Below are 12371 nucleotides of genomic sequence, written 5' to 3'. Positions count from 1 at the left end.
TCCCGCTGTGCCCGTTGGTGTTCCCGCTGTGCCCGTTGGTGTTCCCGCTGTGCCCGTTGGTGTTCCCGCTGTGCCCGTTGGTGTTCCCGCTGTGCCCGTTGGTGTTCCCGCTGTGCCCGTTGGTGTTCCCGCTGTGCCCGTTGGTGTTCCCGCTGTGCCCGTTGGTGTTCCCGCTGTGCCCGTTGGTGTTCCCGCTGTGCCCGTTGGTGTTCCCGCTGTGCCCGATGGCGGGGTTGTCGCAACCGGTGCCGCAACATTAACGTTAAAAGTCCCTAAACTACCAGCAACAGCAAGATTGCCAAGTGCATCTTTAACCTGACTTCCTTGCAAGTTAACAGTGTAAGTTCCATTATCAGTATTATCCCAACTTCCGCCAGGGGGAACAAAGGAATAAGTCGCTGTCCGAGGCGTACCATTACTATTATTATCGACGCTGACAAAAGTAGCAGGAATAGCGCCACCTGACCAATTTATCAAAACATCAGAACTATCCAAGCTTGAAACATCGAGAACATTATTATCGCTGAAAGTGACAGTCAAAGTTTGACTGGTTCCGCCCGCTGTAGTCACATCCGCAACAGCATTTAAACTGCCAGTGGGCGGTGTTTTGTCAATGTCGTAAACTTGTCCCGTTAAGTTACCATTGCCAGCCGTTGCACCGCCTAATGCCACTCCCAAGCTGTTTTTGATGCTGTCATCATCAACTAAATTTAACCCAATTTTACCGCTGCCCGTACCTGTGTTAACTTGCAGTTGGTAAGTCTTAGCATCAACAGGAGTTAAAGTGCCAATGGATGCACCAGTTACACCATTTGGGACTAAAGTAAAGTCAGAAACGTCAACGCCTGTAACATCTTCAGAGAATTTAATCTCGTAGGTGGCGGTAGCCGCAGCAGTGGGAGATGTCGCAAGGCGGTTGATAGATGTAACTGTGGGAAAGGTGTTGTTATAAGCAACGGTATTATCTGTACTTGTACTGGCAGTGTTGTTATTACCTGCTGTATCAGTAACGCCGTTAGCTTTGATGCTGGCAATTACATTACCTCCCCCTGTCATGCCGTTGACTTCGACGCTGTAAACAGTGCCACTACCTCTGATGGTTGGTATTAATGTTCCCGCTGCTGTACTTGCAGTTAAGTCAATATCAGCCGCATCGAAACCAGTGACAGGTTCGCTGAAAGTGACAGTATAGTTGATAGGTGAAGTTGCAGTCGGATCTGTTTGCTCTGTAGCTCGATCGATAGTAACAGTTGGGGCAATGTTGTCGTAGGTAACTATATTATCGGTACTGGTACTAGCAGTATTGGTATTACCCGCAATGTCAGTGACACCGCCTGCTTTTACTATGCCGATCGCACTTCCCACAGCAGTCATACCGCTAACTGCTACATTATAATTAGCACCGCTACCCGTTACCGTTGCTGTAGTTGCACCAGCCGTGCCACTTAAGTCAATATCAGCCGCATCGAAACCAGTGACTGGTTCGCTGAAAGTGACAGTATAGTTGATAGGTGATGTTGATGTTGGATCTGTTTGCCCTGTAGCTTGATTGATAGTAACAGTTGGGGCAACGCCATCAACTAATACACCCGTTGTCGCAGCGACTCCATTTAAAGTCAGGGTGGCATTATTTTTAGTCGCATCTTGAATCGTCGCGTCGCCTGTGAGTGCTAAGTTAGCGCCTACAGTGATGCCATTGCTGTCAAGGTTGCCTGATGCTGCGGTGTAGCGGAAAGTTTGGGTAGTCGATGAGGCACCGCTGCTTGTGAGAATGGCATTGACAGTACCTCCAGTGTCGAGAGTGATGGGGAGGTTGGCGCTACCAGTACCGGGGGTGATGGTGACGGGTTCGCTAAATGTTGCCGTGAAGTCGAGGTTTCCGCCAATACCGTAAGTATTATTGGCGGGTACGGTGACGCTGGTAATGGTAGGGATGCCGTCGAACTTGTGCCTGCCGCCTGCGGTGGGAGTTCCAGTTTTGTTGCCGGCGGCGAAGGTGAAGTTAGAGAGGGTAGGTTCGTCGATAGTGATGGTGTTGCCTTGGGTGGCACCTGTGGCAATGTCAGAAGTTAGGAATAAGTAGCCTGTGGTGCCGGTGTTGATGGTTTGGGTGAGACCGGTAAAGTTCAGGGGACTGCCGGAGGCGACTGGGATTTGGGTGGCGAGGGTGGTATCTCCCCCATCTAAAATGTTGTCGGTGGAGTAGATGAGTTTGAAACCGCTGATGTCTGGGGTGGTGTAAGTGCCGATGGGAGTCAGGGTAACGCCTGTGAGTTGGGCGTTAAGGGTGGTAACGGCTAAGTCGATTTCGTATAGTTTTTGCTTGGTTGTGCCTGCTAGTAGGGTAGTAGGAGTGATTTCGGGAGTGGTGACAGCGATAGCTGGTGTGGGTGCCGCGGCAATAGTCCCGTAAACGTCGTTATTATCCTGGTCGCTGCCGACACCACCGATGGGAGTGTTAGCACCGGGAGGTCCTGCTTGATCGACTGCGGTGTTGCCGGTGAAGGTGGTTCCTAATGAGGTGACGGTAGGTAGCTTAGTTGGCATTCCTTGGTTGTTGCGGTTGGTGTTTTTGAGAGAACGCATGGCGAAAATTGCCCCGCCTTTGCCTTGACCCTTGACATTACCTGTGCCGCCTGTGGCAGTGTTGCCGATAAATGTGGTGCTGTCAAGCATGAGAGTACCTTGACGGATGAATACTGCACCCCCCATACCCGCGCCGCCGCCGTAGCCGTTGCCGCCGTTGCCGACGGCGACTTCGCCGTTGCCGCCGCCGTAGCCGCCGAAGCCGCCGTAGCCGCCACCGAAGCCGCCGACGACTTCGCCGTCGAAGTCGGCGCCTACGGCGCCACCGCCGCCGCCGCCGCCGCCGCCACCGAAGCCGCCGAAGCCGCCGTAGCCGTTGCCGCCGGGGCCGTAGCCGAAGCCGCCGGGGCCGCCTTGGCCGAAGCCGCCGCCGCCGCCGAAGCCGCCGTTGCCGCCGTAGCCGAAGCCGCCGCCACCGCCGCCCTCGCCGCCGGGGCCGCCGTAGCCGAAGCCGCCGTTGCCACCGAAGCCGCCGCCGCCGCCGAAGCCGTTGCCGCCGTTGCCGCCGAAGCCCTCGCCACCGCGGCCGCCGCGGCCGCCGAAGCCCTCGCCGCCGTTGCCGCCGAAGCCCTCGCCACCGTTGCCGCCGAAGCCCTCGCCACCGTTGCCGCCGGGGCCGCCGCCGAAGCCGTTGCTGCCAGTTTGGTTGGCACCATTATTAGCCGGATTGAGAGGCACGAAATTAGCACCGCCGCCCGTGTTACCAATCCCACCATTTCCGCCAATGGCAGAGTTATTAGAAAAGGTGACAGAATTCAGGCTGACTGTGCCGTCATAAATAAACAAGCCACCCCCCATGCCTGCGCCCCCACCACTACCATCTCCGCCCTGGGCGCGGCCCCCGCGAATGGTCATTTTGGTGAAACTGACGGTTCCAGACTTCACAAAGAAGGGGCGAACGTCACCCGCGTCATTGCTGCCACTGTTATTTGCATCGCCGCTGACAGTGAAACCGCCACCAATAAAAGCAATATTGCTGTCGATTAGCTGATTCGGAGTTTGTGTAAACCTGACATTTGTGGTGAGGGTAATGGTGTCATCCTCTAGTGTGGTATTCGCATCTAAAATTGCTTTGCTCAATGTGCCTGCTACAGTGCCAGTGCCATCATCGGTTGCCTCTGTGACATTAAAAGTCGCCAGTGTATAGTCATAATCTTCCATCGCCTGCCGATTAAACGGCACGGCGGATTCAATCTGGCCCGTTACTATTTCTAAATCCCAGTCGCCGCCTTTAGCTGCAGAACCCGTCAAGTCGTTAGAGGCTGCTACATCTGCACCTGTGAGTTCACTCAATCGCTTGACAAAATTATTGCCAGTTTCTGTGGCGGCTGCATCGCATCCATAAAGTAGGATATCTCCGTTCTCTGTCAGAGCATTTCCCCACTGTTTTAGCTGAGTGTTGAATTTTTCGAGGTCATTCCCATTGAGTACGTCTGCACCGAGTTTTAAACTGCCTTGGTTGCCGTGAGAAACTACATGAACAGCTTCAATGCCACTTTCACTAGCCAGTGCTTGGGTAATTTGTTCAATGCCACTACGCTTGTCATCTAAAATGACTATTTTGGCGTTAGCATCTGCGCCCTCTATCAAGTTTTGATAATTCTGTACAGAAGAGTCAACGAAAATAATTTGCTTGTTGGCGGTTGATGAGTTCATAATTCCTGCTATCCTTTATATCTATCGTTTACATTTAAGTCCGGCAGGGGTTGAAACCCCCGCATCAAAGCTTAATCTCAAATCCGGTGCCATTGGAATTGATATTACCCACAGTCAGGACACGGCACCGTGCCAATTGGTGTCAACTTAAGCTGTGTTCCCGCCAATTCAGCTAGTAAACCCGCCAGTCCGCCAGGGAATGAATTCCCTGTCTCATAGCTCAAGTCCTCTTAAGAGGACTAATGAGTTTTTCAGTCCTCATAGCGAGGACTTTCGCTTTGAGGCAGGGGTTTCAACCCCTGCCGGACTGTGGCTTCGCTACAATCGCACTAGCACGACTATTTGTTGAATCTGTCCAAAAAGATAAGCCATCAAATCGCTCAAACAAGTCGGGGGGTAAAATTGTTTTTCTCGGTTTAAACTCGACTTGAGAACGCACTTGATGTAACCCTTGTGTTTTCAGCTTATTATCAAATTCTGGCTCGTGATATTGAACATTCTCGAAATCATGCTCAAAATGCTCTTCCCCAAGAAATTGATAAATCAGCGACATTGTTTTAGCCGGCTTTATGGTTAATAGGTCGTAATCTACCAGTAGAAGAGATGCACTCTGTTCGCTATAAAATGCTTCTTTAAGAGCGTTATAAGCATAACCAACTAAACGCGAACCTTGACTTAATGCTTCGGTACGGCTATAAACTGTAGCCCGTTCCGCTGGATTATTAAATAACCTCGAAACATCAAAGGCATTGCGGCGAATCAGTAGCTCAATGCTGTCCATAATCCAACCGATGTTTCTGACGCAGCAGATGACTTTTGCTTCAGGAAATAGTTCCAGAATTAATGGCAACTTGCTGCACCAAAGACGATTTGTGTCGAATATCACTTCTTTTTCAGCTTGCGGGTGGTAATAAGCTGAAAAGATGCTCATAATCAGTGCCCGTTTTTGTTCAGAGGAAATAAATACGGAAAACTCATTATCTTCGCTCATGGCTTCCAACATTCTCTCCACTAATCCCCCGACTGGGCTAGTCATAGCAGCGTGAAAGCGGGGATTTTGTCGTAGTAATGCACCCAGTAAAGTAGAGCCTGAGCGGGGTAGTCCTGATATGAAGTGGGCTTTCACTGGCCTCGTGGGGGAATGGGTTTCTATAACATTAGATGCAACTTAAATCTATCATACCACAGATATATCTTTTATACCATATTTTTATTTAACACTTCGCAACACAACATCCAGGTTTACGATATCTTTACAATCTAGACATCGTGGGTTGGCTTTCCCCTATCTCTATCGTTGCTTAGGGCCCCTGCCTCTGTAAAGTCGGAAAAGTCGGATCATAAAGTCGGAAAAGTCGGATCTTTGCCATGAGGACAGAATTACTTGGGAATTTTAATCGCAGATGGTGGCGGATGTACGCTGATAGACCCAGATGAATGTTGATTTGGGTCAAGTACGATGGATAAAACCCGCAAGGCGAGGAAATTACGATCGCCCTACATTTGGGATATATTAAAGATATGCCTCCAGATTCTATGAATAACGAACAAGCCACTTTCAATACAGTCCACGAACACGAAATTTTTGGCGATCGCGATTTTCCATCTTGGTTAACCCAACAACAAATCAGCCTCGCTTGCACCACCTATCAAACCAGCAGGTTAATGTTAATCGGTGCTGCACCCGAAACCAACAGAATCTCGGCTTTTTGGCGAATATTCGATCGCGCAATGGGGCTTTTCTGCACGCCGGAACGCATTTATTTAAGCTCTAAATATCAACTCTGGCAATTAGATAATGTCTTAGAATCCGGGAAATTATACCAAGGATACGATAAATTATATATACCAAGAATCGGTTATACTACCGGAGATATCGACATTCACGATATCGCAATCGATAAAAATAATCAAATCATTTTTATTAGCACTTTGTTTAATTGTATCGCTACTTTGAGCGATCGCCACAGTTGCAAACCTCTCTGGAAACCCGGTTTTATCTCACAATATATAAATGAAGACCGCTGTCACCTCAACGGTTTGGCGATGGTGGGGGGGGAAGCGAAATATGTCACGGCGTCGAGTCAGTCGGATGTGGTGGATGGCTGGCGCGATCGCAGGCAAAACGGCGGTATAGTTATTGATATTGAATCTAATGAGATTATCGTCACAGGATTGTCAATGCCGCACTCACCGCGCTGGTATCAAGACAAGTTGTGGCTACTGAATTCGGGGAGAGGGGAATTCGGTTATGTGGATTTAGACACAGGGAAATTTGAGGCAATTACGTTTTGTCCGGGATATGTGCGAGGACTGGCATTTTGGCAAAATTGGGCAATTGTTGGACTGTCGAAACCTCGGGGAGGTGACAACACTTTTAGCGGTTTAGAATTGGATGAGTTGTTGCTGGCCAAGGATGCTGAGGCTCGCTGTGGTATGATGGTGATTGATTTGACTACGGGGGCGATCGTTCACTGGTTGCGGTTTGAAGGAATTGTCACAGAACTCTATGATGTGCAAGTGATTCCTCAAGTACAAAAGCCGATGGCGTTGGGTTTTCAAACGGATGAAATTGCTCAGTTAATTACTTTGGAACTTTAACCGCAGATGGTGGCGGATGTACGCGGATGGACGCAGATACAGCAGATTCCACGTTTATGAAGCACACCCCAGAAGTGCGATCGCCCTAGGGAAACGGCATTACCCAAAGCGTGTCAACTTAAGCTTTTAGTCCACCAGTCCTCCCCCCCACCCGCTATTCCGCCAGGGGTTGAAACCCCTGTCTAATAGCTAAAGTCCTCTAAAAGAGGACTCAAGAACTCATCAGTCCTCTTTTAGAGGACTTGCGCTTTGAGGCAGGGGTTTCAACCCCTGCCGGACTGTCGGTTTGATGTTAAAATGTTTACAGAATGTACGCAGAGGGTGTGAGAGAAAGTATTTAAGCGGGATTTGATATTACTCAAAAATAGCTCCATCTAAGCTGGTTTTTCTTAAGTCTGTTCTCGCTAAATTTGCACCTCTTAAATCAGCACCTGTTAAACAAACATTGCTTAAATCTGCATAACTTAAATCAGCACCTCTGAGATTAGCATCCGATAAATTTGCTCCTGATAAATTCGCCCTCACAAGTTGCGATTTACTCAAGTTACAGCAACTCAAATTTGCTGCTGGCATCTGTGCCGCCATTAAGTTGGCTTTGCTTAAATTAGTGCCGCTGAGGTTAGCTAAATTCAATTTTGCATAACTCAAATCAATGTTTTCCAAGCAAAGTTCGCTCAATTGCGCGCATCGCAAGTTAGCATTAATAAAAAACCTGTCTCCAATTCCATAACGGCGCAGCAATTCGTCAACTTCCAGCCGAATTAAAACCGGTTCGCAAGTATTTTGGTAGCACCACGATGTCTCCAGCAAACGGGCGGCTGCTTCAATTGCTACCTTGTCGCATTTAGTGAGCACCAAGCTATTGCACCCATCCCACTCACCGTTGAGCATGAATGCCATCTCAGAAGCTGCTGCACTTGAGTCGCATAGCAAAACGGTTTCTGGTTTGGGTTGCAGCCAGTTCATTAAGGCGATCGAGCTGTTGTTTTTCACTGTAGATTCAGGATTTGTGCGTCTTTCTTAATTATAGGTAAAAATATTGAAAACATTATGCACAAATTCGCTGCGGCTTCAGAGAATGAATTAATTGTGTTTGGTGCAGCCAGACCAGGATACCGCGATGCAGAAATTGCTGGGTGGATTGAATTTATGCAGGGGCATAATATCAAGCAAGTTTGCTGCTTGCTCGCTCAGACGCAACTCATCCGCTACAGTGATTTACTGGGAACATATCGGAAAATATTTGGGTGCGATCGAGTTTGCTGGGCGCCGATTGCAGACTTTGAATTGGTCGATCGCGATATTTTAATCGATCGCATATTGCCGTTCTTGGAATCTGCAAATAGCAAAGGTGAACGGGTGGTAGTTCACTGTTCTGGGGGGATCGGACGTACAGGACAGGTTTTGGCTGCTTGGTTGGTCAGCGGGCGGGGATTGTCTAACAAACAGGCGATCGCAGCCGTAAAAAAAACTGGCAGAAATCCCTATGAAGCAGCAATCGCAGCTTGTTTGAAAGGTCGAAACCCCTGGCTAGTCGTTGAAGAACTTAATGCTCTCTTAGATGATTGTCGCCTTGCTGCGAGAAATGATACATAGCACTATACCAACTATAGCAATCCTAAATCATTTGCATAATTATTGTAGGGGCAATCCGACCCCTACTCCCCGTGGTTGCCCGATAGATAGGGGGTAGGCACGGGGAGTAGGGGTAGCACTACCCCTACAAATGTATCTGAATCATTTAGGATTGCTATATATATGTGCCAATTGCGTAAGTCCTAAAAGATTTAAAAGACTCGGCTTCCTAGGATCGAACTCAGGCATCGCATAAATGGGTGTTTTGGCTCTCACCGTTAGCCGATCCGCTGGCGTTTTTGCGAATATCAGAAAACAAATAACGCACTTACAGCAGCGCAAGATCCTTGAAGCAACGGCGCGTTAACTCGATTCTTGCAGATCCGTCATTATTGTTGCGGATGTCAATGTTCGTAGCAAAAAAGTAAACATTTTTATCCTTTTCTAAATAACCTACATACCAGCCAATTTGAGGCTTTGTTTGTTCTCCAAAATTTGCCCAGCCTGTTTTTGCTCTAATTGTGTAATCGGGAGTTTGTTCAACAATTATGATGTCTTTCACCACAGACAGCGATCGCTCAGAAAAGGGTAAGTCATTTTTGTAGAGACGGCGGAGAAATTGAATTTGCTCGTTGGGTGTGATTCGCAGTTCTCCCTCTAACCAGAATTTGTCAATATCGTCTTTGTTACCAATTTTTTGGTTGCCATAACCGACTTTAGCTACCCATTTTTGCATTTGCTCGTGCCCGACTCGGCGGGCGAGAACTTGGTAAAACCAAACAGCGGAAAGTTTTATGGATTCTCTCATATTCAAGTCTCGATTCCATGCGGGAATTTGCCTTTGAATTCCATCCCAAGTTAGAACGGCAATCTCATCTGAAATCACCCCTGTTTCTAAGGAAATCAGAGAGTTGAGAATCTTAAATGTAGATGCAGGTAAAAAAGCTGTGGCGTTACGCTGCGGGTTGTGTTGATAAAGCCGATCGCTATTCAAATCGTAAATTGCGATCGAGCCTTCAACTCCTAATTCTTGAAAGTGCCGTCCAAAATTAATTGCCTCAGCAACATCTCCTCCGCGTCGTGGAGATTCTTGCACAGGATGTGGCACGGTTAAGGCTGATTGCGGTGGCTGAACTAAAACAGAAGTAATGCAGCCTAATACAATTAAAATAACAGCGATCGCACGAGATATTCGGTTCATAAACTTCGATAATTTAGCCAAATCACAGGCAGTAATGTCACAGGCGCGATCGACTTGTAAGGTGCGTCTGACTTACGCTGTGTAAGAAACAATAAAGGTTTGCCCTTGACGCACCCTACTATATATATGTGCCAATTGCGTAATTCCTCAACTAGAAAACTGCCATAATAGTTAAGGCGACCAAGCAGCTTAACTGAATTACTAAGCTGAATAACCGAAACTTTGGATCGAGGCCAGCGATGTGAATCGCTGAATGTACAAGCCGAAATAGAATGTACACAACAATCAGCAAATCTACTGCTGTTCCTGAAACACCCCTAACTGTTAAAAGGAAAACAACTCCCAAATACAAAGGCAGGTTTTCTATCAAGTTGGATTGTACTCGAAATAGTCGCCAAAGCAAGCTGTCGTCGTTTGGTGTGCTGAAATCTTTGACTGATCCGCCCGCAGATAGATGCCGAATCCTGACTGTTAGCAGCAGGATAACAACTGCGATCGTCCACAGGATGAAAATTGCTAAACCCCAGAGGGGGACGGTCATATTTGTCTGTTCCATTTGCATCATATTTCTACCTTGCTCCACTGCAGCTAATATTATGTGCGGTCAATTACAGTAATAAAAAACGGATATGTGCCCGCGAAAGTCCGCACTCCGGCTGCGGACTTTCGTGAGCAAGCGCGATCGCATCTGATTGCGGTTAATCGATCGGACACGATCTAACACTTTAGAAAAGTTTCCCGTCAGTACAATGGTTCTGGCGTTCTCATCTTTAGCTAAAATGAGTAAATCTAAAATCTAAAATCTAAAATCTAAAATCGGCTTGACGATCGCACCATTGTATCGAGCAAGTGTTCGATCGCACCCGGTAGATTCTGGCAAAAACCAGTGTGTACCCGCGATGTCTGAACGATCGTGCTGCGGGGTGCTACGAGCCAGTGAAAGCGCTCTCTGTGGGGAAGTTGACCGATCGCGCCAGATTCCTTGCCGCCTGCACAAATGATGGGAATGACTGCTAGGTGATTGCGAATCATTTCCAGATCCAACGTTGAGTCGATCGCCATCAAGCGCTGTTCATCAATTTCGATACGGGCTTCGAGGAATTTTTTCGTACCGCAGGAAACGATCGCCCCCACGTTGATAAACTCCTCGCGCTCGACTTTGGGAACGACGCGGATAATGGCATAATCATAAAGAAATCGATCGGGCACTAATCGCTTCCTCCAAAAAAATATGTGGTGATTCTAGCCGATTTAGCAGGTACTCGATATAAGCATTCCGATGTTCGTTGCTATCGCTGAAAGGAGAATCTCCCACCAGCCAAGTATCAGGAATTAGTTTAACAATGTTGCGAATGATCTCCGGCGTTAGCCTTTGAGTCATCTTTGAATTTGCCGCTTCCAGCGTACTGGCAAAACGCAGCAGAACGTGGTCTTTGATTGGCGGAAAACGATCGCGGCTGCGCGAGAGATAATCTTTCCATGTGTGGTGGAAATAGAGGGCTGCACCGTGATCGATCAGCCAAAGCCGGCGGTGCCATACCAGCATATTTGCATTGCGCGGCGTGCGATCGATGTTGGTCACAAAAGCATCGAACCAGACGATTTCTGAAGCCAAATCCGCCTCGGACTTCCCCGCTATCGGGTCAAATGTGATGGAACCGGGGAGATAGTCGAGGGCGAGGTTGAGACCAGCACTTGCTCGGATCAAATCCTGAATTTCCGGATCAGGCTCAGTGCGAGCCAGTTCGGGATCGAGTTCAACAAAGACGAGTTCGGGGATTGGGAGCCCGGAGGCGCGAGCAATCTCTCCCGCCACTAGCTCGGCGATCAGAGATTTGGCTCCCTGGCCCGCACCGCGAAATTTGAGCACATACATACCATCATCATCTGCTTCGACGATCGCGGGTAGCGACCCGCCCTCGCGCAAAGGAGTGACATATCTGGTAGCAGTGACTGTTCGCAAGCTGATACTCATGCTATTTTCGATTTTCGATGCAAAATCACTGATTTTATGGGCGTTGCATAATTGCGGGATGATTTTGATTGTTTTGTGGGATGGGCGTCCCGCCCGTCCGCTTTATTTTCAAAGCAGGCGGGACGCGTACCCCACAAGAATCATCCTCAAATTGTGCAATGCCATTTTAGGAGGGTTTTGATCACGAGTTTACAGTTGGATTCTTTCTTTTAACTGGGACTGATGTTAACTAATCTGTTTACTCAACTGATGACTAAAAGGACACAACTAATGTTGTGTCCCTACGGAATTTTGCCAAATCTTGCTTTGAGACAGTCATTAGTCATCAGTCATTAATCAACTAATAACTCATGACTAACCACTAATCAGTTGTACTAACGTGGTCGATTCTCTCTAATTGCCAGAGAATTTGGTTTCCCTCGCGCCGCACCCGCGAAACTACCCAATTTCGCCAAACCCAGTTGTCTCCACGACTGGTGACAGCGCTGGCATTTACATCCATCAAATCAGCCAGTTCAGAACTGGTAATCAAGTAGCCTTTCGTCGCAACCTCGTCGGCGATGTGCAAGGTTTCGATCAGATTGCGGAGGTCCTGAACCCTCACCTCGCGGGGCAAGTTCTCCAGGGTATCGGCAGTTGAATCCATCATGGTAGAGTTGGAGATCGGAAGGTCAGAAGTTATGACATAGGATTCTATCGTTTTGTTACCAGTTGCGTCCGTTTCTTCCGAAACAATTGTGTTGTCAAAGCGTAGGGGCGGTGCCCCCGTGCCCGCCC

General features: G+C 48.2%; 9 protein-coding genes and 1 pseudogene. 2 read left to right on the top strand and 8 right to left on the bottom strand.

From position 1 onward, the window contains the following. Together QUB35_RS24255 and QUB35_RS24250 are read right to left on the bottom strand one after the other, a co-directional pair. Positions 1–4242: DUF4347 domain-containing protein (locus QUB35_RS24255; protein WP_333144235.1), on the bottom strand; the 4242-nt coding region annotated here is incomplete at its 3' end. A 292-nt stretch (positions 4243–4534) separates the two neighbouring features. Continuing rightward, positions 4535–5368 (bottom strand): sulfotransferase, encoded by an 834-nt coding sequence (locus QUB35_RS24250; RefSeq protein WP_333144234.1) that lies wholly within the window; start codon positions 5366–5368, stop codon positions 4535–4537. 410 nt (positions 5369–5778) lie between these two features. Here QUB35_RS24250 and QUB35_RS24245 point away from each other — a divergent pair, with 410 nt between their 5' ends. Continuing rightward, positions 5779–6843, top strand: a complete 1065-nt coding sequence (locus QUB35_RS24245; RefSeq protein WP_333144238.1) for a TIGR03032 family protein — start codon at positions 5779–5781, stop codon at positions 6841–6843. A gap of 354 nt (positions 6844–7197) precedes the next feature. Here QUB35_RS24245 and QUB35_RS24240 read toward each other — a convergent pair whose 3' ends face one another. Then, positions 7198–7836 (bottom strand): pentapeptide repeat-containing protein, encoded by a 639-nt coding sequence (locus tag QUB35_RS24240; RefSeq protein ID WP_333144233.1) that lies wholly within the window; start codon positions 7834–7836, stop codon positions 7198–7200. Between the two features lie 57 nt (positions 7837–7893). Between QUB35_RS24240 and QUB35_RS24235 the strand changes: the two genes are divergently transcribed. Beyond that, the gene (locus QUB35_RS24235; protein WP_333144232.1) at positions 7894–8439 is read left to right on the top strand and encodes a phosphatase domain-containing putative toxin; all 546 of its coding nucleotides are present in this window, start codon (positions 7894–7896) and stop codon (positions 8437–8439) included. A gap of 307 nt (positions 8440–8746) precedes the next feature. On the opposite strand, the gene blaOXA is transcribed toward QUB35_RS24235, so the two are convergent. From blaOXA to QUB35_RS24210, 5 genes and pseudogenes are all read right to left on the bottom strand, one after another. Further along, the gene (gene blaOXA, locus QUB35_RS24230) at positions 8747–9619 is read right to left on the bottom strand and encodes a class D beta-lactamase (protein ID WP_333144231.1); all 873 of its coding nucleotides are present in this window, start codon (positions 9617–9619) and stop codon (positions 8747–8749) included. Between the two features lie 151 nt (positions 9620–9770). Then, positions 9771–10184 (bottom strand): MAPEG family protein, encoded by a 414-nt coding sequence (locus tag QUB35_RS24225; RefSeq protein WP_333144230.1) that lies wholly within the window; start codon positions 10182–10184, stop codon positions 9771–9773. A gap of 245 nt (positions 10185–10429) precedes the next feature. After that, complete coding sequence (locus tag QUB35_RS24220; RefSeq protein ID WP_333144229.1) at positions 10430–10828, bottom strand: DUF3037 domain-containing protein; 399 nt, start codon at positions 10826–10828, stop codon at positions 10430–10432. Then, a complete protein-coding gene (locus tag QUB35_RS24215) occupies positions 10806–11594 on the bottom strand; it encodes a HipA family kinase (protein ID WP_333144228.1) in 789 nt (262 codons plus the stop codon). The genes QUB35_RS24220 and QUB35_RS24215 overlap by 23 nt, the downstream gene beginning before the upstream one ends. Positions 11595–11955: 361 nt before the next feature. Continuing rightward, positions 11956–12371: pseudogene (locus QUB35_RS24210) on the bottom strand (ribonuclease HI); the annotation flags it as partial.

Source organism: Microcoleus sp. B13-B6 (assembly GCF_036705405.1).
Classification (GTDB): domain Bacteria; phylum Cyanobacteriota; class Cyanobacteriia; order Cyanobacteriales; family Microcoleaceae; genus Microcoleus.
The sequence above is the reverse complement of the archived record's forward strand: the minus strand, read 5'-3'. Positions and strand labels throughout refer to the sequence as shown.